General features: G+C 57.2%; 26 protein-coding genes and 3 pseudogenes. 13 read left to right on the top strand and 16 right to left on the bottom strand.

The window, feature by feature from the left end; genetic code table 11:
• Positions 1-121: 121 nt before the first annotated feature.
• Positions 122-724, bottom strand: a complete 603-nt coding sequence (gene gstA, locus PFAS1_RS04645) for a glutathione transferase GstA (RefSeq protein ID WP_076028361.1) — start codon at positions 722-724, stop codon at positions 122-124.
• Between the two features lie 99 nt (positions 725-823).
• On the opposite strand from gstA, the gene PFAS1_RS04640 reads away from it, so the two are divergent.
• The 3 genes and pseudogenes from PFAS1_RS04640 (at position 824) to PFAS1_RS30310 (ending at position 3432) form a co-directional block, all read left to right on the top strand.
• Complete coding sequence (locus PFAS1_RS04640) at positions 824-1696, top strand: LysR family transcriptional regulator (RefSeq protein WP_076028360.1); 873 nt, start codon at positions 824-826, stop codon at positions 1694-1696.
• Between the two features lie 416 nt (positions 1697-2112).
• Positions 2113-2841 (top strand): annotated as a pseudogene (locus PFAS1_RS30315) (PAS domain-containing protein); the annotation flags it as partial.
• Between the two features lie 18 nt (positions 2842-2859).
• Positions 2860-3432, top strand: a complete 573-nt coding sequence (locus tag PFAS1_RS30310) for a methyl-accepting chemotaxis protein (protein ID WP_418329254.1) — start codon at positions 2860-2862, stop codon at positions 3430-3432.
• A 219-nt stretch (positions 3433-3651) separates the two neighbouring features.
• On the opposite strand, the gene PFAS1_RS04630 is transcribed toward PFAS1_RS30310, so the two are convergent.
• The 3 genes from PFAS1_RS04630 to PFAS1_RS04620 are packed head-to-tail and all read right to left on the bottom strand — an operon-like array spanning position 3652 to position 5552.
• Positions 3652-4392: an NAD-dependent epimerase/dehydratase family protein gene (locus PFAS1_RS04630; RefSeq protein WP_076028358.1), complete on the bottom strand. Its 741-nt coding sequence runs from the start codon at positions 4390-4392 to the stop codon at positions 3652-3654.
• A 39-nt stretch (positions 4393-4431) separates the two neighbouring features.
• Positions 4432-5064, bottom strand: a complete 633-nt coding sequence (locus tag PFAS1_RS04625) for a glutathione S-transferase family protein (protein WP_076028357.1) — start codon at positions 5062-5064, stop codon at positions 4432-4434.
• Positions 5065-5120: 56 nt separating this feature from the next.
• On the bottom strand, positions 5121-5552 hold the full coding sequence (locus tag PFAS1_RS04620) for a PACE efflux transporter (protein ID WP_076028356.1): 432 nt from the start codon (positions 5550-5552) through the stop codon (positions 5121-5123).
• 119 nt (positions 5553-5671) lie between these two features.
• Here PFAS1_RS04620 and PFAS1_RS04615 point away from each other — a divergent pair, with 119 nt between their 5' ends.
• Positions 5672-6544 carry a LysR family transcriptional regulator gene (locus PFAS1_RS04615; RefSeq protein WP_076028355.1) on the top strand — a complete coding sequence of 291 codons (873 nt, stop codon included), beginning with the start codon at positions 5672-5674 and terminating at the stop codon, positions 6542-6544.
• 121 nt (positions 6545-6665) lie between these two features.
• Here PFAS1_RS04615 and gntR read toward each other — a convergent pair whose 3' ends face one another.
• Positions 6666-7697: an HTH-type transcriptional regulator GntR gene (gntR, locus tag PFAS1_RS04610; protein WP_033056790.1), complete on the bottom strand. Its 1032-nt coding sequence runs from the start codon at positions 7695-7697 to the stop codon at positions 6666-6668.
• A gap of 213 nt (positions 7698-7910) precedes the next feature.
• Here gntR and PFAS1_RS04605 point away from each other — a divergent pair, with 213 nt between their 5' ends.
• Positions 7911-8444 (top strand): gluconokinase, encoded by a 534-nt coding sequence (locus PFAS1_RS04605; RefSeq protein ID WP_076028354.1) that lies wholly within the window; start codon positions 7911-7913, stop codon positions 8442-8444.
• Between the two features lie 82 nt (positions 8445-8526).
• Positions 8527-9879 (top strand): GntP family permease, encoded by a 1353-nt coding sequence (locus PFAS1_RS04600; RefSeq protein WP_076028353.1) that lies wholly within the window; start codon positions 8527-8529, stop codon positions 9877-9879.
• Between the two features lie 166 nt (positions 9880-10045).
• Here the strand turns inward: PFAS1_RS04600 and alaC are convergent, their stop codons facing one another.
• Entirely contained in the window at positions 10046-11263 is a 1218-nt protein-coding gene (gene alaC, locus PFAS1_RS04595; RefSeq protein ID WP_074879318.1) for an alanine transaminase, read from the bottom strand.
• 139 nt (positions 11264-11402) lie between these two features.
• On the opposite strand from alaC, the gene PFAS1_RS04590 reads away from it, so the two are divergent.
• From PFAS1_RS04590 to PFAS1_RS04580, 3 genes are all read left to right on the top strand, one after another.
• Positions 11403-12065 carry a LysE family translocator gene (locus PFAS1_RS04590; protein WP_076028352.1) on the top strand — a complete coding sequence of 221 codons (663 nt, stop codon included), beginning with the start codon at positions 11403-11405 and terminating at the stop codon, positions 12063-12065.
• 67 nt (positions 12066-12132) lie between these two features.
• On the top strand, positions 12133-12618 hold the full coding sequence (locus PFAS1_RS04585; RefSeq protein WP_076028351.1) for a GyrI-like domain-containing protein: 486 nt from the start codon (positions 12133-12135) through the stop codon (positions 12616-12618).
• Between the two features lie 314 nt (positions 12619-12932).
• Positions 12933-13421 carry a GNAT family N-acetyltransferase gene (locus PFAS1_RS04580; protein ID WP_076028350.1) on the top strand — a complete coding sequence of 163 codons (489 nt, stop codon included), beginning with the start codon at positions 12933-12935 and terminating at the stop codon, positions 13419-13421.
• Between the two features lie 131 nt (positions 13422-13552).
• Here PFAS1_RS04580 and PFAS1_RS29405 read toward each other — a convergent pair.
• The 5 genes and pseudogenes from PFAS1_RS29405 to PFAS1_RS04560 all read right to left on the bottom strand — a co-directional run.
• Positions 13553-13738 (bottom strand): annotated as a pseudogene (locus tag PFAS1_RS29405) (pyridoxamine 5'-phosphate oxidase family protein); the annotation flags it as partial.
• A gap of 23 nt (positions 13739-13761) precedes the next feature.
• The gene (locus PFAS1_RS04575; RefSeq protein ID WP_076028349.1) at positions 13762-14448 is read right to left on the bottom strand and encodes a dTMP kinase; all 687 of its coding nucleotides are present in this window, start codon (positions 14446-14448) and stop codon (positions 13762-13764) included.
• Between the two features lie 797 nt (positions 14449-15245).
• On the bottom strand, positions 15246-15800 hold the full coding sequence (locus PFAS1_RS04570) for a hypothetical protein (protein WP_232252205.1): 555 nt from the start codon (positions 15798-15800) through the stop codon (positions 15246-15248).
• 307 nt (positions 15801-16107) lie between these two features.
• Positions 16108-16713, bottom strand: coding sequence for a pyridoxamine 5'-phosphate oxidase family protein (locus PFAS1_RS04565; protein WP_074879296.1), 606 nt, complete (start codon positions 16711-16713; stop codon positions 16108-16110).
• Between the two features lie 7 nt (positions 16714-16720).
• Complete coding sequence (locus tag PFAS1_RS04560; protein ID WP_076028348.1) at positions 16721-17206, bottom strand: GNAT family N-acetyltransferase; 486 nt, start codon at positions 17204-17206, stop codon at positions 16721-16723.
• 140 nt (positions 17207-17346) lie between these two features.
• On the opposite strand from PFAS1_RS04560, the gene PFAS1_RS04555 reads away from it, so the two are divergent.
• From PFAS1_RS04555 to PFAS1_RS04545, 3 genes are all read left to right on the top strand, one after another.
• The gene (locus tag PFAS1_RS04555; RefSeq protein WP_074879292.1) at positions 17347-17772 is read left to right on the top strand and encodes a YybH family protein; all 426 of its coding nucleotides are present in this window, start codon (positions 17347-17349) and stop codon (positions 17770-17772) included.
• A gap of 80 nt (positions 17773-17852) precedes the next feature.
• The gene (locus PFAS1_RS04550; protein ID WP_008151161.1) at positions 17853-18203 is read left to right on the top strand and encodes a YciI family protein; all 351 of its coding nucleotides are present in this window, start codon (positions 17853-17855) and stop codon (positions 18201-18203) included.
• Positions 18203-19438 carry an RNA polymerase sigma factor gene (locus PFAS1_RS04545; RefSeq protein WP_076028347.1) on the top strand — a complete coding sequence of 412 codons (1236 nt, stop codon included), beginning with the start codon at positions 18203-18205 and terminating at the stop codon, positions 19436-19438. Before PFAS1_RS04550 ends, PFAS1_RS04545 begins: the two co-directional genes overlap by 1 nt.
• 120 nt (positions 19439-19558) lie before the next feature.
• Here PFAS1_RS04545 and PFAS1_RS04540 read toward each other — a convergent pair whose 3' ends face one another.
• On the bottom strand, positions 19559-20413 hold the full coding sequence (locus PFAS1_RS04540) for a LysR family transcriptional regulator (RefSeq protein WP_076028346.1): 855 nt from the start codon (positions 20411-20413) through the stop codon (positions 19559-19561).
• A gap of 90 nt (positions 20414-20503) precedes the next feature.
• Between PFAS1_RS04540 and PFAS1_RS04535 the strand changes: the two genes are divergently transcribed.
• The gene (locus tag PFAS1_RS04535; protein WP_076028345.1) at positions 20504-20941 is read left to right on the top strand and encodes a multidrug/biocide efflux PACE transporter; all 438 of its coding nucleotides are present in this window, start codon (positions 20504-20506) and stop codon (positions 20939-20941) included.
• A gap of 103 nt (positions 20942-21044) precedes the next feature.
• Here the strand turns inward: PFAS1_RS04535 and PFAS1_RS04530 are convergent.
• The 4 genes and pseudogenes from PFAS1_RS04530 to PFAS1_RS04515 form a co-directional block, all read right to left on the bottom strand.
• Positions 21045-21229 (bottom strand): annotated as a pseudogene (locus tag PFAS1_RS04530) (short-chain dehydrogenase); the annotation flags it as partial.
• 2 nt (positions 21230-21231) lie between these two features.
• On the bottom strand, positions 21232-21954 hold the full coding sequence (locus PFAS1_RS04525; RefSeq protein ID WP_076028344.1) for a TylF/MycF/NovP-related O-methyltransferase: 723 nt from the start codon (positions 21952-21954) through the stop codon (positions 21232-21234).
• Positions 21951-22817 (bottom strand): 2OG-Fe(II) oxygenase family protein, encoded by an 867-nt coding sequence (locus PFAS1_RS04520; protein WP_076028343.1) that lies wholly within the window; start codon positions 22815-22817, stop codon positions 21951-21953. The genes PFAS1_RS04525 and PFAS1_RS04520 overlap by 4 nt, the downstream gene beginning before the upstream one ends.
• A gap of 180 nt (positions 22818-22997) precedes the next feature.
• Entirely contained in the window at positions 22998-24611 is a 1614-nt protein-coding gene (locus PFAS1_RS04515) for an inorganic phosphate transporter (protein ID WP_076028342.1), read from the bottom strand.
• Between the last annotated feature and the right edge of the window lie 89 nt (positions 24612-24700).

The raw sequence follows: 24700 nt of genomic DNA, 5'->3' as shown, positions 1-24700 counted from the left end.
TGTTTGTCAGATAGCTTTCGCGAGCAAGCCCGCTCCCACAGGGGATCTCTGGTGTTCACAAAATCTGTGTTCACTGGAGATCCCCTGTGGGAGCGGGCTTGCTCGCGAAGGGGCTTGCGCCTTACTCCGACTCAGCGGCCAATGCAGCCTTCACGGCTGGCCGCTGATCAATCCGCGCCTGAAACCGCACCAACGCCGGCCACTGATTCAAATCAATCCCAAACACCGACGTCCAGCGCAACACCGTAAACAAATACGCATCGGCAATGCTGAACCCGTCAGCCATCAAATAATCCTGGCGCACCAGCGTCTGGCTCAACACAACAAAACGCTTGAACAGTTTCTCCTTGATCAGCGCTTTCACCTCATCCGGGAACTGCGAGCTGAACAGCCAGCCCAGCCCGCCATGAATCTCTGTCGAAACGAAATTCAGCCACTCCTGCAACCGCACCCGCTCGAACGTCCCGCTCACGGGTGCCAGGTTCGCTTCGGGGCGCAGGTCTGCCAGGAATTGCAGGATTGCCGGGCCTTCGGTCAGTACTTGGCCATTGTCCAGTTGCAATGCCGCGACGTAACCCTTCGGGTTGATGGCGAGGAAGTCGTCACCGTTGACGGTTCGTTTGGTGGTGTTGTCGATGCGGATCAATTCGAACGGCAGATCCAGTTCGCGCAGCACGATATGCGGCGCCAGCGAGCAGGCGTGGGGGGCGTAATACAACTTCATCGGCAGGGCTCTGGCTGGGGATTTGCGCCAGTGTCATAGTGCGCGGCACCCTCGGTAAAATTAATCTTTCAGAAAACCGCCATAAGGAACGCTACTGCCATGATGAATCTGATGCACTGGCGAATGGTGGTGGCGGTGGCTGACACGGGCAACATTACGCGGGCGGCCGAGCGGATCGGCATGACCCAGTCCGGTGCCAGCCAGGCCTTGGCGTTGATTGAAGAAACCCTGGGCGTTCAGTTGTTCAGTCGAGAGAATCGCCAGACCTTACCGACGGCAATCGGCTTGTCTGTGATTGAACACGCGAGAACCATGCTCGCTGCCTTGGAGAACATCCGCAGCAGCGTCGATGCCACCAAAGACATTCAGCGCGGGACAATTCGCCTGGCCAGTTTCCCCATGGTGCTGGCGACTTTCCTGCCGCCGTTGTTGCGTCAGTTCAATCGGCTTTATCCCGGCATTCAGGTGGTCGCGCTGGAGGTCAGCGACGATGAAGTGGAAACGCTGCTCGGTGCCGGGCTGGTGGATGTCGGCGTGGTGTTGAACCCGGCGCCTGAGCGCAATGCTGGTCGCCTGGGACGTGATGCCTGGATGGCGGTGGTGCCTGGCGGCCATCCCTTGGCTCGCCGTTCCAATGACGAAGGCGTCTCCCTGGCGGAGTTGGCAGGACAACCTTTTGTACTGGCCACGGGCGGTTGTTCGACCAACGCTCGTAGCCTGGCGGAAGATGCCGGACTGCAGTTGTGCGACGTTCGGGTCGAGGTCCGTGAATGGAGCAGTGCGTTCACCCTGGTGCGGGAAAACATCGGCGTGACGCTGGTGCCGGAGATGACACTGCCGAGCCAACTTCAGGGGTTGCGCGTGGTGCCGGTCAAGCCGCGTATCGATCGCGAATTTGCCTTGGTGGCCGCTGCGAACAAGCCATCCTCGGCGGCGGTGCAGGCGTTGATGAGTCTGCTGGCCGAGAAATGACGCCTACCGATGCTGAACCGTTTTTGTCCTCAATACTGGCCGACTAGTGGCCTTGATTACCTTCCTTGCCTGTCTATGCTGACTCGTAACTAACTATATCGACCGTCAAGTGAAGGTCGACATACAGGATAAAAGTGTGCGCAACCCAAGGCGCCGACTCTGAACAACACGGAGCTGTCCGGTCAATGGAATGTCTTATCAGAACGTTAGGGCTGGCCCGATTCCGGGCTATCAAGAGAAGGATGTCTTGATAAGAGCGTTGCTACGTGGACTCTCCGATTAAACATCATTGATCACCTGACCCAGTCCTTCCTGTGGAGGGATGCGTGTGCCTGTTCCTTGGAACGTAGTGGTGGAGCTGTTGAAAGACAAAGAACTTTCATCAAATAAAAGATCGCGCTGAAGGTGATACGACCATGTTTAACCGACATCACAAGACCGACCTGCAGGAAATCGAACGATTCAGTTGCGCGCTGGCCGAGGCTAACGCGAAGTTGGCGGCGGTCAGTCGTTCGATGGCAATGATTGAGTTCACCCCCGAAGGCATCGTGCTCGATGCCAACGACAACTTTTGCAGTGTCATGGGTTACAGCGCCGAAGAAGTGCGCGGCAAGCATCACCGGATCTTTTGCGAAGAAGCGTTTTATCGCAGCGAAGCCTACGCCAAGTTGTGGCGTGACCTGGCCCGTGGCGAACCGGTGAGCGGAACCTTTCTACGCTTGGACAGGCGCGGCAAGGAGATCTGGCTTGAAGCCAGCTATATGCCGGTGTTCGGCGCTGATCGTCAGGTTCGCAGTGTGATCAAAGTCGCCACTGACATCTCGGCCAGGATCTACAAGGAGCACGAAAACGAGAGCATGCTCGCGGCGATCGGTCGCTCCATGGCGGTGATCGAATTCACTCCGGATGGCAAGGTCATCACCGCTAACGACAACTTCTTGAAGACGATGCATTACTCGCTCAACGAAGTGGTTGGCCAGCACCACAGCCTGTTTTGTCATCGTGCCGAAGCCGAATCCCAGGCCTATAAAGCGTTTTGGGCCTCGCTCAATCGCGGCGAATATCACTCGCACCGTTTCGAGCGCAAAGACAAGCACGGTCATACGGTTTTCCTGGAGGCTTCCTACAACCCGCTGTTCGACACCAAGGGGCGGTTGTACAAAGTGGTCAAGTTCGCCAGCGACATCACCGATCAGGTGACCACCCTGCAAACCGCCGCGGAGTCGGCCCACAGCACCTCGGTTCAAAACGATGCTTGTGCGCAGAAGGGGTCGCAGGTGGTGCAGCAAACGGTGCAGACCATCCAGGACATTTCCAAAGACTTGAACGAAGCGGCGCTGAGCATTGATGCCGTCAGCAAACAGTCCGACATCATCGGCACCATCGTCCAGACCATTCGCGGCATTGCCGATCAGACCAACCTGCTGGCGCTCAACGCCGCGATCGAAGCGGCCCGGGCCGGGGAACACGGACGCGGGTTCGCGGTCGTCGCCGATGAAGTTCGCAGCCTTGCAGCCCGAACGAGCCAGGCAACGGTGGAGATCGTTGAAGTGGTGCGCAAGAACCACGATTTGTCATTGAGTGCGGTGTCGAGCATGCAGTCCAGTTTGAGTCGAACCGGGCTTGGGGTGGAACTGGCGAACGAGGCGGGAGCGGTGATTATGGAGATTCAGCAAGGGTCGCGGCATGTGGTGGATGCGATCAGTCAGTTCAACTCGACGTTGCAGATAAGTTGATAGCGGCACATTGAAAAGGGTCCCTCGAAGGGTCATGCCGATCAGTTAAGGATCTGAGCACCACTATCCTTGTGGGAGCGAGCTTGGTCCCACAGGTTCTGCGCCTTAACTGACTAGCATTACCCTCGAAGGGACCCTCTTTTATTGATTGCGGGTTCGCTCGCGCCAAGGAACAACCCGAGAAACGTCGCCTAGGCGAAGGCGGCCTGATCGGAGGGTTTATGGCGCAATCGGGATATCGAACGTCTGAAACGCATCATCCACCGGCCGGTAACCCAACACCCGCATGGTTTCGCTGAGGTCCAGGCGTTTGAAGCGGTTGTTGGAAATGCCATGGGCGATCAGGTGTTGCACGCCTTCGACCTCCACCGAACGTTGCAGCAACTGTACTGCATCGCGTGGGCTCAGCCAGGCGCTCAGGTCTCGGGCATTGGTCAGTTCATGACGGTCCGGGAACTCGAAAGCGCCGATCCGTATCGCGATGGTCGAAAGGTTGCGTTTGGCAGCATAGAACGCACACAACGCTTCGCCATAACACTTGCTGACGCCATACAGATTGGCCGGCATGACCTGCATGCCCGGGGTGATTTGCCGGTCCACCGGATAGCCTTCGATGGTTTGCGCGCTGCTGGCGAACACCAGTCGTTTGCAGCCAGCGGCCGCCGCGGCTTCGAACAGGTAAGTGGTGGCCAGAATGTTATTGGGCAGCAGCTCATTGAACGTGGCAGTGGCGTGAGGAATGCCGGCCAGGTGCACGATGACGTCGATCCCTTCCAATACTTCGCCCATAGCCGCGGGGTCGGACAGGTCCAGGATGACGAAACGGTGAGGCGCATCGACCACAAAGTCGGGCTCGACGCGATCCGTCAGGACGAAGGTGTAGCGGTCTTTTGAGGCTTCGAAAAAGGTTCTGCCGATTCTGCCGCAGGCACCGGTCAGCAGTACGTTGAGTCCGTTCATGAGTCTCTCTTTTCAGGGAAGGAGCGTTGCGGGGTTGGCTTATGGCAGGCCATTGCAGCCATGTTTCAGAAATCCCGGGCGTTGTGCCAACCGTTGGAAATACTCGTCGATGGCCGGGTAGTCGGGGCGCTCCAGCGGTGTCATCAGCCAGCGGTTGACCGACAGTCCGATGACGATGTCCGCCAGCGTGAAGTGCGGCCCGGCGACATACGCTTTGGTGGCCGCGAGCTGATGCTCGAGGATGCCCATCTTCTGATTCCAGCCGCGTATGCCAGCGGCAATGTGATGCGGGTCCTGGAACTCCGGATCCTTGCGTACCAATGCCGTGAACGCGTAGCTCCAGGCGGCATTGAGTTCGGTGGCTTGCCAATCCATCCACTGCTCCACCCGAGCGCGCGCAGCCGGTTCGTGGGGCAGAAGATCGGTGTTGTGGTGTTTGCCGGCCAGATAGCGACAGATGGTGTTGGACTCCCACAGCACGCCAGCCTCATCGATAATCACGGGCACCAGTGCGTTGGGATTGAGCCTGAGAAACTCCGGCGTATGGGTCGACGCATATCCGCCGCCCCAGTCTTCACGTTCGTAGGCAACACCCAACTCCTCGCAGGTCCACAGGACTTTCCTGACGTTGATGGACGAGGCTTTACCCAGAATCTTCAGTGCATGTTCCATTGAGCTACTCCATTAGCGATTCGACGCTTCAGGAATCTAACAGACATTCAGCGTTTTCAAACCGGGTCCGGCAGCGCCGAAGTTGGCAAACCAAACGTGCGATCAAACAACCAGTTGAAGGCGAAGGTGTAGCACGGGATGAAAATGATCAGCGCCGCGTCCAGCAGGAAGGCTTGCACCAGGCTGACGTTCATCCACCAGGCGATCAACGGGATGAGGAACACTATCAAGGTTAGTTGAAAACCCACGGCATGGGTGATGCGCCGTTTAACGGTGCGGGTCCGCGAAGGCTGACGACTTTCCCAGCGCTCGAACAGCGAGGTGTAGATGAAGTTCCAGGTCACCGCGATGGTGGTAATGATCACGGCCAGCGGGCCGGTGCTGCCGGGCGAGGTGCCGGACAACATTGCCAGGCCCAAGGCCGAGAAGGTCATGCCGATGACCTCGTAAAGGGACACGTAGAGCAGTTTTCGTTTCACGCCTTGCACGGGGATTTGCCTCTTTCTATCGAACTTGGGCCAGAAGCACTGGCGAAGGCGCGAAAGATAGCTTCAATATGGCTGACAGAAAAAGTTAGTAGCTTTCAGTTTTATTGATAGGAAGAGGCATGAATTTCAACAGTGACAGCATCGAATTGTTCCTTGCGGTGATCGAGCGCGGCTCGTTTTCCGCTGCCGCCCGGGCGCTGGGTAAAGTGCCGTCGGCGGTGAGCATGGGCATCGCCAACCTGGAAGCCGAGCTCGGTTATCCACTGTTCGACCGCAGCCATCGCGAGCCGGTACCGACGGCGATGGCCAGCGCATTGGTGCCGCATGCGCGACTGATTGCCGAACAGCTCAAACAGCTGCAAGTGCATGCGGTCGAGTTGTCGCTGGGGCTGGAAAGCAAGTTGTCGATCGGGGTGGTGGCAGACATCGACAAGGGCTGCGTGATGGCGGCGATCAAGGTCATCGCCGAGCGTCATCCTCTACTGGAAATCGAAATGCTCAGCGCGCCGCAGGATGACGTGCTGGCGATGCTCCACAGCGGCCGGGTCAGCGTTTGCCTGGCGTTCGCCGGGCTGAGCATGAACGTGCTGGAGCGGTTCCAGTTCGTGGGTACCGAACGGATGATCGCCACGCTGGCGGCGGACAATCCGCTGTTTCAGGGCGGGGATTTGTTCCTGGAGGACTTGGTCCACGTACGGCAAATCATCGTTGCCAGCCGCGACCTGCCGATCAGCGAAACCCGGCCGCTGGTGGCCGAGTCTTACTGGCGCACCGACACCCTGGCCATGGCTTTGGAAATGGTCGAGGCCGGCTTGGGCTGGGGCAATTTTCCGCTGTCGGTGGTCCAGCCGTTGCTCGACGCTGGAAGGCTCAAGCGTTTGAGCTTTCGCAATATCGAGAACGGGTTGGTGCTGCCGGTGCATGCGGTGTGGCTCAAGAGCCAGCCATTGCAGAAAGGGGCGTTGGCGTTTGTAGAGTTGATGGGGCGTTGATGATCGTTCCCACGCTCTGCGTGGGAATGCAGCCCGGGACGCTCCGCGTCCCTGCCGAAGCGGACGCAGAGCGTCCATTGAGGCATTCCCACGCAAAGCATGGGAATGATCAGGTACCGGGTCAGGTACTTTCGCGCACCTTCAACTCAAACCCCATGTCCTGCACCGGTTTGGCCACCGTGTTACCGGCCATCAACGTCAACATCTGCTCCGCCGCGCGGCGACCGATGGCTTCTCGCGGGGTGCTGATGCTGCTCAGGCGCGGGACCATGTGGGCCGAAGCCGGCAGGTCGTTGAAGCCGAGGATCGCCACTTGTTCGGGGATCTTGATCCCGCAGCGCATGGCTTCGAGCAGTGCGCCCTGGGCCAGGTCGTCGTTACCGAAGAAGATCGCGTCGACATCGGGATGACTGGCGAGCAGTTGCAGGAACAGTTCGCCACCCAGGCCGACGGAGGAAGAACGCGGTGTCAGCACTTCCAGGTCCGGGTCATACAAACCGGCTTTTTGCAGGGCTTTGCGGAAACCTTCGCCGCGCAGCAACGTGCGTTGATCCAGTTGCGCGCCGATGTAGGCCAGACGCTTGCGACCGCGTGACAGCAAATGCCCGGCTGCGGTCTCGCCGGCAGCAAGTTGCGAAAAGCCCACGCAATTGAGGCCGGCGGCGCTGTCCAGTTCCATCATGTACACGCACGGAATGTTGCTCGCCTCGATCATCCGGCGCGAACTTTCGGTGCGGTCGAAACCGGTCAGCAGCAAACCGCGAGGCTGATACGCCATGTAGTTGCGCAGCAGGTTTTCTTCTTCATCGCGTGAGTAATGGAAGTTGCCGATCAGCACTTCGAAGCCCTTTGGTCGCAAAACCTGATGAATGGCTTCCAGCGTGTCGATGAACAGCAGGTTGGACAATGAAGGCACCAAAACCACGACGGAATGGCTCTGGGCCGAGGCTAACGCGCGGGCGGCAGGGTTGACCACGTAGTTGAGGTCGAGGGCGGCTTTCTGCACTTTTTCCACCAGTTCGGTGGCCACCGTGCTGACTCCGCGCAGGGCGCGAGAGGCGGTAATCGGGCTGACACCGGCCAGGCGTGCGACTTCGTTCAAAGTGGGGCGGCCAGTGGTGCGCGTATTTTTATCGTTTTTAGGGGAGATCATCGGACGGCTTGCCAAACAAAATTCGAGGCACTAAGGTAGCGCTGTCTCGACGCAGCTGCAAATGCGTGAGCGGGGTTTGCCTGATCCCCGTTTTTTGGCGTTGGGAACGAACATGCTGCAACCCACAAAAATGACAAGAAGGCGTCGGCAACTTCTGCTTTTTCTGGTGTCATAACTGGCAAAGGTAGCGCTGTCTGCGCGCTGAGGTGTTACATGAATTATCCCATCACCGCCCTGGTCATCATGGGCGTTGCCGGTTGCGGCAAGACTTGCGTCAGCGAAGCCTTGTGCCAACTCAGCGGCGCGACCGCCATTGAAGGCGACACTTTCCACCCTGCCGCCAATATCGAAAAGATGAGCGCGGGTATCCCCCTGAACGACGACGACCGTGCCGGCTGGCTCGACAGCCTGTGCGATGAACTGCGCCGCATCGACGCCAAAGGCGAACGCCCGGTGCTGACCTGCTCGGCCCTCAAACACAGTTACCGCGAACGTCTGCGCAGCGCCTTGCCGGGCCTGGGCTTCGTGTTTCTTGAACTGACCCCTGAAGTCGCCGCCGATCGTGTCTCCCATCGGCCGGGCCACTTCATGCCATCGACATTGATCGACAGCCAGTTCGCCACCCTTGAATCGCCTGTTGGCGAGCCACTGACCCTGGCTCTGGACGCGTCGAAGCACAGCGTCGAGCAATTGGCGAAGCAAGCTCATGACTGGTGGCAGGCTCATGGCCTGAAACACGCCGTATGAGTTTTGCCAGAGAAGATAGCGCTGTCCTGTTGGCTTGCGAATTCCCCGTTTTAATAACAACAACAACCAGGAGACACCCCTAATGTTTGGCATGTCCCACGAGACGTTCCTGCTGCTCGATGCAGTGGTCACGGTGATCGGGCTTATCGTCCTGATCACCAAGTTCAAGTTTCACCCGTTCATTGCCCTGATCATCGCCGCAGCCTTTCTCGGGCTGACTTCCGGCATGCCGATCGGCACCATCATCAAGGCGTTCCAGGACGGCTTCGGCGGGGTGCTCGGTTTCGTCGGGATCATCCTCGCGCTGGGCACCATGCTCGGCAAAATGATGGCCGAGTCGGGCGGGGCGGATCAGATTGCCCAGACCCTGATTCGCGCGTTCGGCAAGGACAAGGTGCAGTGGGCGATGATGTTCGCCGCGTTCCTGGTCGGCATTCCGCTGTTTTTCGAAATCGGCTTCGTGCTGCTGATCCCGCTGGTGTTTATCGTGGCCCGGCGTACCGGTGTGTCGATCATCAAGATCGGTATCCCGCTGCTGGCCGGTCTGTCTGCGGTGCACGGCCTGGTTCCGCCGCACCCGGGGCCGTTGCTGGCCATCGGCGTGTTCGGTGCCGACATCGGTAAAACCATTCTCTACGGCCTGATCGTTGCGCTGCCGACGGCTATCATCGCCGGCCCGATCTACGGCACGTTCATTGCCAAGTACATCCCGGGTCATCCAAACCAGGAACTGGTCGATCAACTGGCGCGTGATAACGAGTCTGCCGATCTCCCAAGCTTCGCCATCACCTTGATCACCGTGCTGTCGCCGGTGTTCCTGATGCTGCTCAAGACCTTTGCCGATGTGGTGCTGCCGGACGGCAACTTCTTCCGCACGTTCATGGACCTGATCGGTCATCCGATCTCGGCGCTGCTGCTGGCGTTGCTGCTGTCGCTGTACACCTTCGGTTACAAGCAGGGCATTGGCTCTAACCAGATACTCAAATGGCTGGATGCCAGCCTTGCGCCAACCGCCGCAATCATCCTGATCATCGGTGCCGGTGGTGGCTTCAAGCAGATGCTGGTGACCAGCGGCGTGGGTAATGTCATCGGCAACATGGCGGTGGAAGCGCAGATCTCGCCGATCCTGCTGGCCTGGCTGGTGGCGGCGGTGATCCGTATTGCGACCGGTTCGGCAACCGTGGCGACCATTACCGGTGCGGGCATCGTGGTGCCGGTGGTGGGGATGATTCCAGGTGTGAACCGTGAACTGCTGGTACTGGCGACCGGTGCCGGTTCGTTGATCCTGTCTCACGTCAACGACGCGGGTTTCTGGCTGGTGAAGCAATACTTCAACATGACCGTGGCGGAAACCTTCAAGACCTGGACCGCGATGGAAACCATCCTGTCCGTGGTGGGCCTGGGCTTCATCCTGCTGTTGTCGCTGTTCGTTTAAACACACTGCACTGATCGTTCCCACGCTCCGCGTGGGAATGCCGCCATGGACGCTCTGCGTCCACTGTGACGCGGAGCGTCACGGGATGCATTCCCACGCAGAGCGTGGGAACGATCAAGCACAAAAAAACCGCATCGCTGCGGTTTTTTTATGTCTGCTTGATAAATCAGGCGTTAGTTTTCTGAATCAACCCATCCGCCCGGAACATCCCGCGAATGCCGCGTATGGCCTGACGAATCCGGTCCTGGTTTTCGATCAGCGCGAAGCGCACATGATCATCCCCATACTCACCAAACCCGACACCTGGCGAGACGCAAACCTTGGCCTCGGCCAGCAGTTTCTTGGCGAACTCCAGCGAGCCCAAATGCGCATACGCTTCGGGAATCTTCGCCCAGACGTACATCGACGCTTTCGGGTTCTCGACCATCCAACCCAGTTCATGCAGGCCTTTGACCAGCACGTTGCGACGCTGCCGATACTGCTCGGCGATGTCTTTGACGCACTGCTGATCACCTTCCAGCGCCGCAATCGCCGCGACTTGCAACGGGGTGAACGTGCCGTAGTCGTGATAACTCTTGATCCGCGCCAGGGCGTTGACCAGTTCGGCATTACCGACCATGAAGCCGATGCGCCAACCCGCCATGTTGTAGCTCTTGGACAGGGTGAAAAACTCCACCGCGATGTCCTTGGCGCCTGGCACTTGCATGATCGATGGGGCTTTCCAGCCGTCGTAGACGATGTCGGCGTAAGCCAGGTCGTGCACCACCAAAACGTCGTATTGCTTGGCGAGGGCGATCACCCGCTCGAAGAAATCCAGCTCCACGCATTGAGCAGTGGGGTTGGACGGGAAGCCGAGGATCATCATTTTCGGTTTCGGGATCGAGCCGCGAATCGCGCTTTCCAGTTCGGCGAAGAAGTCCACGCCCGGAATCAACGGCACCGAACGCACCTGAGCGCCGGCAATCACCGCGCCGTAGATGTGAATCGGGTAGCTCGGGTTCGGCACCAGAACGGTGTCGCCCTGGTCGAGGGTGGCCAGCATCAAATGCGCCAGGCCTTCCTTGGAACCGATAGTGACGATGGCTTCGCTTTCCGGGTCGATATCGACTTCGTAGCGATCCTTGTACCAATTGGAAATCGCCCGGCGCAGACGCGGAATGCCCTTGGACGTCGAATAACCGTGGGTGTCTTCGCGCTGGGCGACGGTCACCAGTTTTTCGACGATGTGCGGCGGAGTAGGGCCATCAGGGTTGCCCATGCTGAAGTCGATGATGTCTTCGCCACGACGACGGGCGGCCATCTTCAGCTCGGCAGTGATGTTGAATACGTAAGGGGGGAGTCGATCTATGCGCGCAAAGCGGCGCGGCGAACCTGGGTTAGCCATTGTTGCCTCGGATAACGTGAGCGCCCGGAACCGTCCGAGCGACGCTGGTCACTGCGGTGACCTGTGGCGGAATGTAAGGGCTGATGTGGCAAACTGTCCAGCGACTATGTAAACAAATTTGTCCGAAGGAAATCGGTTGATGGAATTTACCAGTGGCTTCTTGCTGAGCCTTTCGCTGTGCCTGGACATCGGCGTAGCCAACATCGCGATGATCACATTGGCGATGCAACGTGGCTATTTTCAAGGCTTCGCGCTGGGTTTGGGGACCTGTGTCGGTGACCTGATCTACGCCGTGCTGGCCTTGGCCGGGATGACCGTTTTGCTGCAATACGAAAGCGTGCGCTGGGTGTTGTGGATCGGCGGTTCGGCGCTGTTGTTGTACTTCGCGGCGAAGATGATCTATTCGGCGATTCACCATGAGGCGGTATTGGCGCAGGCCGAAGACGTGGGCCAGAACTCCCATCGGCGCGAGTTTTTCCGCGGGATCTTCCTCGCCATGTCCTCTCCCAGCGCCATTCTCTGGTTCGCGGCGGTGGGCGGCACATTGATCGCTCGCTCCGGCGGCGGTGACGCCCTCAGTTCGGCGCTGTTTCTCGGCGGGTTTCTCTGCGCCGGGGTGCTTTGGTGCGTGGCTTTGTGCTTCGCCGCGAGTCACGGCGGCAAGTTGCTCGGTGACAAATTACTGCGTTACTCCTATATGGCATCGGCAGCGATCTTCTGCTATTTCGCGGTCTACGTGATCCTATCGGGGTATAACGAGTTCGTCGGCGCAGGTGCCGTCGAGCCGTTGCACGCACTGTAATTGGGCGAATCGGGTTTGGCTTCTATACTCCCAGCCGAACCCACTTTTTGTTCCAAGGAGTTGAGCCATGGATGAGCAAACAGGCGTCGAAACGGCCAAGCCACGCTTCGAGCACGGGCACTTCCTGCTCATTGCAGGGCTTGGCGGACGATTTACCCAGGAAACCTCCAGGAAAATCCCTGAGCTCTGGGAGAAATTCATTCCCGAGATTGGCAAAATTCCCGGTCAAAAAAACGAAGTGACCTACGGCATCTGTTGCAATCCGGATGGCAAGGGCGGCTTCGAATACATCGCCGGCGTTGAAATCAGCAAGCTCGACGACCTGCCCGAGAAATACCGTTGGGTTGAGGTGCAACCTCAGCACTACGCAGTGTTCGAGCACAAAGGCGCTCTCGATCAGTTGCCCCAGACCTTCCAGTACATTTGGAATACCTGGCTGCCGCAGTCCGGTTATCAGGCGGCCGACGCGCCGGAATTCGAACGCTACAGCGAAGACTTCAACCCGAAGCTCAATACGGGTGTGCTGGAAATCTGGCTGCCGCTCAAGCCTTGATTACCGCAGGAGGCGGACTCGGCGTCCGCCTCCTGCCCGTTACTTGCCTTGCTTCATCCGTCGCGCTCGCAACAGATCAATCGTCAGCGTGATAAAGCCAAACGAGCTGATGCCCAACAACATAAGAAGTCCGATCTGAACGCTGCTCATGGTGAGTTCCCCTTATTGATGGCCAGAGACAGGACACATCAATAATCCGCTCCGGCAAGCAATGACAGCGCCTATACGCAGGCTTTACGACGCCTGCGGTGATCGATATGAACACCTTATTAATTTATGATCCCCAGCCTTCCCCTCGCTGATTTCGAGCTGCCATGAACACCGTCATCCGCCACGTCACACCTGCTGATCTGGACCGCTGCTACGCCATCGAAACCGTTGCCTACGAAGGCGACGAAGCCGCCACCCGCGAAAAGATCGCCACCCGCATCGCCACCTGGCCCGAAGGTTTTATCGTGGCCGAAGTCGACGGCGTTGTAGCCGGTTTCATCAATTCCGGTGCGGCGTTTCAGGTGGAAATGTCGGACGAGGCGTTCAAGGAACTGATCGGCCACGACCCGGCCGGCCCGCACGTGGTCATCATGTCGGTGGTGGTGCACCCGGATTTTCAGGGGCAGGGGCTGGCGAAACGGTTGATGGGCGAATTCATCGAGCGGATGCGCGCGCTGGGCAAGACCAGCATCCATCTGATGTGCAAGGAGCGGCACATTCCGCTGTATGCCGGGTTCGGGTTTGCCTACATCAAGCCTTCAGCGTCAGATCATGGTGGGATGGCGTGGCATGAGATGATTTTGGACCTGTAATCAATCTCTCGAACACCGAAGATCCTTGTGGGAGCGGGCTTGCTCGCGAATGCGGTGTGTCGGTCAACATTATTTGTGATTGACACACCGCATTCGCGAGCAAGCCCGCTCCCACATTGATTTGCGTTGTGTCAGTAAAGGCTGTCGCGCACTCTCGCCGGCGCTTCCCGGTCATACGTCTCGGCATCGAACTGCCCATCGTTCAACCGCTTGTGAAACGCACCTGCTGTCGGCAGGGCAGAGCGGTCCAGATACTGTTTCGGATTCCATACATAGGGGCTCAGTATCGCTTTCGAGCAATGAAAAACACGGATTTCATCATCAAAAAGTCTGCTGTGCTCTATGTCCCGCGGAGTATGTTGTGTACCGCGCTCACCGCTCTATCGAGTACAGCCGCCTCACTAAGGTCGGTCGTATCGATCCTCACCCAATTAGCCAAACCACATCGCTCATAACTGGATCGAACTCTATTCTGATAATCAACGAAACTTTTAAGGCGATTTTCATTGCCACCATCGTAGGCCCCACTCTCGCTAAGACGAAAAGATCCTTTTCTCTGCGCTGCAAGAACCGGATCGACATCCAGGAAAATGACGGCGTCAGGTTTTCTAATTGTTGAGAATATTGCTAACGCCTCCTCAGCCAAACCTGCGTCTTTGAGTAAAAAGCGTGCTAAGTATTTATAGTACCAACCATCTGCGATGCAGCTAACCCCGGAGTCCATTAATGGCCTGATGGCAGCATAATCTGTCGCTTGAAACCATGCTGCAATTAAACTTATCCAATGCCTATCGCCTAATTGATCCAAGGGGGCGTCATCTGGGTAATCCCAAAGAATTTCACGTATGCGGGACATATGAAATTCTGTATATCCCAATGATACCGGTGGTCGATTTTTATCTACATATTTGAGTTCGGAATGGGATTCATAAATCTTGTCATATGTTGCCCTTGCAACAGTAGATTTCCCCGCTCCGTCAGTGCCTTCAAACGCGATAAATAAAGCTTGTTTAGCTAAATAACTCATGCGAATCCCCCTAAGTAAGCTTCAGTGTCCAACGAGTTTCTGCCGCTACCCTCAATTAATGGTTGAAATCCCTGGGCGTTAACTTCCTTTCTAACAGTCGTTGGCATTGGCTTTATTTCAACATCGTTGATGAAGGTGGCTGGATCCACTGACCTAAATGCGGAAAGCGTTGAACTTGATTTAGTTATTTTCTTCAGGCTTGCGTTTCTTTATGGGGAGATTATTGTCTCCGCTATATTTGTATATAGCGTTAGCGAATCAAGATCGCTTACGGATAACGGTAATTTAGAAGGATTGAAATTACTATTGAAACTCTCACTCTCTATTCCTGTCTTGTACTTGCAGGTAACCAGGTCATCTCGCCAAATCTGGAGAGTATTAGCGGAATGGCTAGTCGGGTAACTTCCATGCGTGATCTCGTGTTTATATAAATATAATTATGAGCAGGAAGGTTTTTGTATTCGTCACGCTAACAAGGACTTGATGTGCTATGTGCTGTTCTCAATCCCATTCTTTGAGTAGTCTGATTAGACAGGGAGTTCCTTCCGCAGCAAAGTATTTTTTTCTGAAGTAATACTCGCACATGGATATTCTATGTTTGGTTTGTTTTCGTTTGTTGAATTCGTTGTCCAAAGCGGAAAGAGATTTTAGCGTAGATGGATAGAGATCTGATTTTTTTAACAACTTCTCAATTGCCAAAAATACCAGGTCTATATATTTCAGTGCTTCTTGAATGTATGAGCGACATTCAGCTTCTGTGGTCGCCCCCTTTCTGGCCAACGCAAAGAAACTATTTTTTATATCATCAAACCCACTGACTCGGAACATGTTTGAGTAAACCCACTTATAGTGTTTGTTTCCAACGCATGCCCAATTAATGATCTATGAATGACATTGTTCTCTGTGTTCGATAGTACTGGGTCATAGAGAAAACGCTGATCATCGGTGATTTCATCAAATGCTTTTTCAATTTTCGCAAAAATTTCTTCCAGTTCGGAAAATGTTATATAGTCTGCATCAATGTGGATGCTAGTGTTGCCGTAAAAATTTGTTGTATTATAAACCTCCTCATCTTCAGTGATGTAGTGATAGTTTATATCTGTAACCAATGCGTGTTCACAGTTTTCGATGTTGTTAGCTTTAGGTCGTTGTTCGCAAAGAATGATACAGTCGATGTCGGAATGAATGGTTCCAATCCCTTCGATTAGAGATCCTGAAACAATAAGAGTGCTCGTGCTTTCTAAAAAAGCTCTTTTGCGTAGGTAGTCTTTCGGGATTAAGATTTTTCCATCTAGTATGGAAATTTCATTGTCCGAGATTTTTGACTTCGAGGTTTTTACGAGGGCGGTCATTTCATTTTGCTCCCAGGGTAATGGTGAGAATATAAACTGAGGCACTTGAACCTGAATGACAATACTCTGAAGAAAGATGGGTAAGTATTTTACCTGGAGTTTTCCAGTGCGGAAGTAATAGCGTTCATGTGCTAAAACCCTAGTGTCGACATAGGTTGTTCGTCAATATTTATATATAAAATCAGAAACGCCTTACAAACATTAAAGTCCAAGTGTTTAATCTTTGAGTGAAGTTTCTTTTTTCTTTGAGAGAAGACTCCTACAGGTCACCGCCTGGGACTCTGTAGGAGTAACGCGGAGGATTGTGTCAGTAAAGGCTGTCGCGCACCCGGGCCGGCGCTTCCCGGTCATACGTCTCGGCATCGAACTGCCCATCGTTCAACCGCTTGTGAAATGCACCCGCCGTCGGCAGGGCAGAGCGTTCGAGGTGTTTCTCAGGGTTCCATAAATCCGAACGAACGATGGCCTTGGAGCAGTGGAAGTACGCCGCTTCCACCGTCACCAGCATCACCGTGCGCGCCGGTTTGCCATTGACCGCAAAGCTCTCCAGCAACCCGGGTTCGGCGCTGATCTGTGCCGTGCCGTTAACCCGCAACGTTTCGCCAATCCCGGGAATGATGAACAGTAGCGACACCCGCGAATCGAGCACAACGTTACGCAGCGTGTCGATGCGGTTGTTGCCCGGCCGATCCGGGATCGCCAGGGTGCGTTCATCAATGATCCGCACGAAACCCGGCGTGTCGCCCCGCGGTGAACCGTCCATCCCGTCAGGTCCCACCGAGCTGACGATTACCAGTGGCGAGGCGCGGACCATCGCCTGATAGTCCTCGTTCAGAAAGGCGATCTGCTTGCGTACGGCGCGGTCATGGGGTTGGCCGTAGAGGGCTTCCAGTTCTTCGATGCTGTTGAGCATAACCACCTCAGAAAATCAGCCCCATGCGCCGTTCGTAACCGATCCGGCCCCTGTAGGCTTCGCCGCTGTCGACCCAGCCGAATTTTGCGTAAAGCGCGATGGCCGATGCGTTATCCGCATCCACCGACAACTCCAGCCCCTTTATTTCCGGAAACGCCTGACGCGCTACGTCGGGCAGGGCTTGCAGGCAGGCCTTGCCGTAGCCTTTGCCCTGAGCCCGATGATCGACTTGCAGTGCGTGCAGGGTGGCGCTGTGTTCATTGGCCCACGCCGGCAATACGGGCGGGCGTTTGAGCAGCAGGAAGGCCACGGGAACATCCTCGACCAGTAGCGCAAATCCCTTCACGCCGGGGCCGGGTTTGGACAGCAAGGTGTGCAACGCACCGTGAATGTCGCCGGAGAACCTGATTTGTTCTTTGTGAACTTCAATGGCCTCGACCTGCTGGCGCTGGAGCGCGTTCAGGTGGTCGTAAGGCACGAGTCGGGCTGTCACTGGAGTGTCCTTTTTCCAAGAAAATGTGTTTCGGATTCTAACGAGTTTGCGCCCATGGATTATTTTTATTTGGACTGTCGATTTGGTTTTTCGCCAGACGACTAAGGGTGTCTTCACAACAAAAACCACGGAGAACCACCATGAACGCTACCCACGAAATCCAGACCCTGATCGACACCTATCGCCAGGCGGTCATCGCCAAGGATGTCGAGAAACTCATGCCCCTGTATGCCGAGGACATCGTCTCCTACGACGCGGTCAAGGCCCTGCAGTTTCGGGGCAAGGCCGCCTACCGCGCACATTGGCAGGAATGCATGGAAATGTGCCAGGGCGCGCATAAGTTCGACTTCGACCATATGAACATCGTGGCGGACGAGCACATCGCCTTCGCCCATTGGCTGGCCCATTGCGGCGGCACCAACGAGAAGGGCGAAACCCAGGCCTGCTGGATGCGCGTGACCGCCTGCTATCGCCGCGACGACGGGCAATGGCGCATCGTTCACGAACACTGGTCGGCCCCGTTCGACATGATGAGCGGCACCGCGCTGTTCAACCTGGAACCCTGAGCGTCAGGCCGATTCGTCGGGAATATCGCGAAAGCGTCAATCAGCAGCCATAGTTGATCCGTTCGATGCAGGAGAGCCCCATGAAGTATTTATGCCTGGTCTACAGCAACGAGCACGAGTTGCACTCGCTGCCCGAAAGCCCGAATGACGCTGAATGCATGGCTTACGCCGAGGCGATCCAGGGCAGCGGCCGAATGGTCGCCGCCGAGGCGCTGGAATCGGTGCAGACCGCGACCACGGTGCGGATGCGCAACGGGAAGATGTCGATCACCGACGGCCCGTTCGCCGAAACCAAGGAGCAATTGGCCGGCTTCTACCTGATCGATGCCAAGGATCTCAATGAAGCCATCCAGGTCGCCGGTAACATCCCGGCGGCCCGGGTCGGCTGTGTCGAGGTACGTCCCGTTCGTCAGTTGAACCCCGGCGCCTGATGTCGGCCGAGTCGGTACGAGCTCGGGTCGAGCAGGTTTACCGCGAAGATTCACGGCGGATTCTGGCGACCCTGATCCGTTTGCTCGGCGATTTCGATCTTGCCGAAGAAGCCTTGCACGAGGCGTTTTTCGTCGCTGTCGAGCGCTGGCAGCGTGACGGTGTGCCGAACAATCCGCGGACCTGGCTGGTGTCCACGGGGCGTTTCAAGGCCATTGATGTGTTGCGACGGCGTGCACGCTTCGTCGCTTCGCAACCGATGCTGATCGCTCAACTGGAGGCGCTGGAGCAGGCCGACTGGAGTGACGAAGACGTGGAAGACGATCGCCTGCGCCTGATTTTCACCTGTTGTCACCCGGCACTCGCGGCGGACGCCCAGGTGCCGTTGACGCTGCGCGAAGTTTGCGACCTGACCACGGAAGAAATCGCCCGGGCCTTCCTGTCGGCTCCAGCGACCATCGCCCAGCGCATCGTGCGGGCCAAGGCGAAAATCCGTGACGCAAAAATTCCTTATCAAGTGCCGGCCCTGGCGGAATTGCCCGAGCGCCTGGACAGCGTGCTGCGGGTGATTTATCTGGTGTTCAACGAAGGTTATTCTGCATCCATGGGCGCGGAACTGACCCGTGAGGATTTGACCCGCGAGGCGATTCGGCTCGGTCGTTTGTTGATGGAACTGCTGCCCGAACCTGAAGTGATGGGGCTGCTGGCGCTGATGTTATTGCACGAGTCCCGACGTCCGGCCCGGACATCGGCGAGTGGCGAGTTGATCGTGCTGGATGAGCAGGACCGTTCGTTGTGGGACGCCGAGATGATCGCTGAAGGTTGCGCCCTGGTGGAGCGTGCACTGACAACCCGGCGCTTCGGGCCTTACTGCCTGCAAGCGGCGATTGCGGCGTCGCATGCCGAAGCGCCCACGGCGGCGGAAACGGACTGGCTGGAGATTGTGGGTTTGTACGACGTGCTGTTGCGGGCAGCGCCTTCGCCGGTGATCGAATTGAACCGTGCGGCGGCGATCTCCAAACGGGATGGGCCGTTGGCGGGACTGACGTTGATCGAGGGGATCCTGGCGCGGGGTGATTTGCTGGATTACCACTTGGCGCACGCGGCGCGGGCGGAGTTTTGTCGGCAGTTGGGAAGGGTAGAGGAGGCGCGGGCGGCTTATCAGCGGGCGTTGGAGTTGACGCAGCAAGTGCCGGAGCGACGGTTTATCGAGGCTCGGATCAAGGAATTGAAGTGACGATCGTTCCCACGCGCCGCAAAGGAATGCACCTGTGATGCTCTGCGTCACGCTTGCGAAGGGACGCGGAGCGTCCCGGGCGGCATTCCCACGCAGAGCGTGGGAACGATCATTGCACCGCTATTCCAGCATCTTGCCCAACAACCAACTCCCCGCCGGCCCTGGCGGATGCAACCGTGACCACAGCGCATCGACGAACACCGGTTTTGGCCAGCCGCGCACGACCAGTTCCTGCAACGTGCCTTGCCCAAACCGCTCCACCAGCCACCGGGGCAACGGCGCCCAGCCGAATCCACCCTGGGCCATTTCCAGCAGCATCAGATAACTCGGCGCCGACCAGACGCGCCCCTTCGCACGGCTTTCATACGGATTGACGATCGTCGCCAGACGCAGCTCCCGGTGTTGTTGCAACACGGCCTGATCGACGTGGCTCAGCGTCGCCAATGGATGTTCGCGGGACACGAACAGGGCAATCTCGGTCAGCTCTTCCATGGTCGAACTGACCAGGTCCGGCGGGTAACTGTCTTGTTTTTCGGCGAAGGCCACATGCGCCCGACCTTGTTGCACCAAGGCCACCAGGTCATCGCACTCGGCAATCAGGCATTCAAGTTCCAGGTCGGGATAACGCAGCTCGAAGGCGCTGAGCGCCGCTTCGAAGCGGTCGGATTGATACGTGTCGGAAATCGCCACGGTCAGCTTCGGCTCCACCCCTTGGGACAGTTGGCTGGCGGTCATTTCCAGTCGGCTGCTGGCGGCCAGAATGTCCTCGGCCCGTTGCAGCATCACGTGCCCGGCCGGGGTCAGGCTTGGTTTGCGGCTGCTGCGGTCGAACAAAATCAGGTTCAAGTCGATTTCAAGGCTGGCCACGGCGGCGCTGATGGTCGACTGACTGCGGCCCAATTTGCGCGCCGCAGCGGAAAACGAGCCTTGAGTCGCGGCCTGAACGAAGGCCTGCAACACTTCTTGAGAGGCCATAAACTATCGCCTTGATCGATGGTTATTGGTTATGAAGTATCGATGTGAAGAAAGATCATGGCAACCACAGTCACTTAGAGGAGTCTGGCCATGAGCGTCAACAAATCCATCACCGAACGTATTTTCCAGGCCATTGGTTTCGAATTGTTGGCCATCCTGATCTGTACCCCGTTGCTGGCGTGGATCATGGACAAACCGCTGCTCGACATGGGCGTCGTGACCATGGCTATCGCGGCACTTGCCCTGGCCTGGAACGTGATCTTCAACGGATTGTTCGACCGCGCGCTCAAACACTACAACCTGGTGCGCAACGCCTGGGTACGTGTAGTCCATGCGCTGTTGTTCGAAGGCGGTCTGGTTGCGGTGGGTGTGCCGTTGATTGCCTGGTGGCTGAAGGTCAGCCTGTGGCAAGCGTTCGTGCTGGATATTGGCGTGCTGCTGTTTTTCCTGCCTTACACCTATGTCTACCACTGGGGGTATGACGTGGTACGCGAGCGGTTTGTCATGCGCCAGTCTTACGAAGCTTAAAAGCAAGATCGCAGCCTCGTTTCACTCGACAGCCCCTACATTGGAATGCGATCCCTGTAGGAGCTGTCGAGTGAAGCGAGGCTGCGATCTTTTGATCTGGAGTTTATAAAAACACCCCAGCCGACGCTTCCACGCGTTGATCCACTGACTGCCCGACGCCAGCAACAGCGCAATCACAGCACCGATTTCATCCGGCTGACCAACGCGCCCCAACGCGGTATTTCCGGCGACATGGCTGTTCACGTCGCCGTTATCACGCACCGTGCCGCCGTCAGCGTCCATGTTGATGGTTAAACGTGGAAGTAACCTACGCAGCTGTCAAACGGCAAACGCTTGAGTTCGATCTTGTTCAGGTCGAGTACTTCGCGCAGGGCCTTGGTTTCGCCCGGGAAGTTGCGGTAAGCGACTTCATCGAGCACCACGATCGCGCCTTTTGGCATGTATGGCAGGAAGGTTTCCAGCGCGACTTTGGTCGACTCGTACAGGTCGGTGTCGAGGATCAGCATGGCCACGACCAGGTCCGGACGGGTCTTGACCCACTCGGGCACGGTCTTGACGATATCGCCTTTGACCAGTTCGCATCGCGGTATGCGGTTGACCGGGCGCAGCAGGTCGTTGGCGTCGATCATGTCCTGAATCAGCGACTGATCGGTGTCGGAGAACATGGTCTCGTTGACGTCGGCCGGGTCTTCTTTTTTGTCGATGCTCTGGAAACCTTCGAAGGTGTCGAAACCAATGATCGAACGGTTGATCGCGTATGGCTCGAGAATCATCGACAGGTGCATATAGAGCATCAGCGAGTTGCCCTTGTACACGCCGCACTCGATGATCGCACCCGGTATTTCGGCGACTTTCTTGAACAGTTCCATGCGCGACAGCGCCGCGGTCACGCCGATGCGGTTGGCGAAGACGTACGGCGCGTCAGCCACGTATTCGGCATCGACACGTTTCAGAACGTTGGCACGAGTTTCGTTGTACTGGGCCTCGGCGGCTGTGATGCGACGCTTGGTCATTGCTGGATTCCTTGGAAATTCGAAAAGTCGTGGGCGTGGAAATAGTCTTTGAAACCGGCGCCGACGTCAGGGCAGGCGCTGTCGACGTTGATCGCGCCACGCTTGTGCTTGAGGTCGTCGAGATGCATCAGGCGAAAATCCACGCTGAAGCGGGTTTGATCTGTGTGGTTGGCCACGGTGCCGTGCAGGTGCGAGCCGGAGAAAATCAGCATCTCACCGGTGTTGCCGGCGATGCGCACTTCAGACGCGGTGTTGATCGCCTCCAGCGGAACCGGGTGCACACGGACTTCCTCTTTGAGGTTGTCCTTGGCGTTGTGCCGCTGATTGTTGATCCAGTCGTTGAGGCTCCATTCGCTGGAGGTGTTCTTCACCGGCACGTCGAAGTAGCCAGCGTTGATCATCATGGTCTGGTCGGAGCTGATGGTGTGAACCGGCATCCAGGTGTTGATCTGGCAATCGACGCCGCCGTACCAGGTGTCGCGATGAGGTTTGTAGGCGTAGCTGACACCCGCGTGCAAGTAATCATAATTCGGCACCACGCGAATACGCGGCACGTCGAAAATGTAGTCACGCGGGTCGATACCGATCTCGTCGATAAATGACTGGATCAGGTCCTTGGCGCGCTGGCTATTGGTGAACTGGCCCTTGAGGCGGGTCACCAACACCACGAATTCTTCCACCGGCATCAGCGTGTGCAGAGCCTGGTGGTTGGTCTCGCCGTCGAAGGCAGCGGTGATGCTTTCCTGGGCGAACGCACACAGCTCTTTGGCGGCGCACAGCTGAGTGTTCAGGAAAATGTCGCCGGCGTAGATGGCTTCTTTGAATTCAGCTTTCTGCTGAAGCTGATTGATATACAGATTCACGATTTCACTCCTGAATACATCGAGTCTCTTAAGAGTCGGCCACACGTTAGCAAACTGAAGTGTTACCTGGAGGGTGGGGCAATAATAAAAACGCAATCCCCTGAATTTGCGACGAAATGCTTTTTCGGACAAAAAAAACCGGCTCAGGAACGAGCCGGGAAAGTTAAAAAATTGATCAGATCAGAACAATTGGGTGAACAGCCAATACAAACTGCCCGACAACAGAATCGCCGCCGGCAAGGTCAGCACCCAGGCCATCAGCAGGTTGCGGATGGTCTTCATCTGCAAGCCGCCGCCGTTGGCGACCATGGTCCCGGCCACCCCCGAAGACAGTACGTGAGTGGTCGACACCGGCAGACCGAACATGTCCGCCGCGCCGATGGTCAGCATCGCGACGGTTTCCGCCGAGGCGCCTTGTGCATATGTCAGGTGGGTCTTGCCGATCTTCTCGCCGACCGTCACCACGATACGTTTCCAGCCGACCATGGTGCCCAGCCCCAGAGCGATGGCCACTGCGATTTTCACCCACAATGGAATGAACCGCGTGGCGTTGTCGATCTGCTGCTTGAACAGTTGCAGCTTGCCGTGGGTATCGGCGTCGAAGTTGCCGACCTTGTTCTTGTCCATCAGGCGAATGGTTTCGCTGGTCAGGTACATGTCGTTACGCACGTTGCCCATGGCCTCGGCCGGGACCTTTGCGAGCGAGCCGTAGCCCTTCACTTCACTCCCGATAGTGCCGGTCAACGCGGCCAGGGCGGGGATCAGTTGCGGTGAGGCTTCCTTGCTGCGCATGTATTCGGACAGCACCGCGCGCGGGTCGGTCGGCTCTGGCAACGGCGCATTTTTGACCAGCGCTTGCTGGGTGACTTCGGCCACGGCGGCAAACTGCAGTGCCTGGTCGGCCGGCATGGTGCGGTTCAGCGCGTAAGCCATCGGCAGCGTGCCGACCAGAATCAGCATGATCAGGCCCATGCCTTTTTGGCCGTCGTTGGAGCCGTGGGCGAAGGACACGCCGGTGCACGTCAGGATCAAAATGCCGCGAATCCACCACGGTGGCGGAGTGTCGCCCTTGGGCGCTTTATACAGCGCACGATTCTTCACGAAAGCACGTAAGGCCAGCAGCAACAGCGCGGCAAACGCGAAGCCGATCAGCGGCGACAGCAATAGCGCATAGCCGACTTTGGTTGCCTGCGCCCAGTCCACGCCGCTGGTGCCGTCGCGGCCGTGCATCAGGGCATTGGCCACGCCGACGCCAATGATCGAGCCAATCAGGGTGTGCGACGAAGACGCCGGTAAACCCAGCCACCAGGTGCCGAGGTTCCACAGGATCGCGGCGATCAATAGGGCGAAGATCATCGCGAAACCAGCGGAAGAACCGACTTGCAGAATCAGCTCCACCGGCAGCAGGGCGATGATGCCGAACGCCACCGCGCCGCTGGACAGCAGCACCCCCAGGAAGTTGAAGAACCCGGACCAGGCCACCGCGAAATTCGGCGGCAAGGAGTTGGTGTAAATCACCGTGGCCACGGCGTTGGCGGTGTCGTGGAAACCGTTGACGAATTCAAAGCCGAGGGCAATCAGCAGCGCCACGCCCAACAGCAGAAACGGCGTCCAGGTGGTCACCACGGTGCCGAGTTCGTTCATGTCGTGCATCAGGCTGTAGGCGGTGAACAACAACCCGCTGCCCAGCACCGCGAAGAAAATCACGAGGGTCAGCAGGCTGGGCTTTTTATCGAGTTGAGGTTTGGAGCTACTGGTGGGCGCCTGGGCGGCGGAGAAGGAAGGAGTCGCCATGACGGACAATCCTGAGGAGAGAAGGAATGTCGCCCATGATCGTTGCTGAATGTTACAGAGAGGCTGCGCTGGATCAGTGTTTGGGTTTC

This window comes from Pseudomonas frederiksbergensis (assembly GCF_001952935.1).
In the GTDB taxonomy this organism is placed as follows: domain Bacteria; phylum Pseudomonadota; class Gammaproteobacteria; order Pseudomonadales; family Pseudomonadaceae; genus Aquipseudomonas; species Aquipseudomonas frederiksbergensis.
This window is presented reverse-complemented; position numbering and strand designations above follow the sequence as displayed.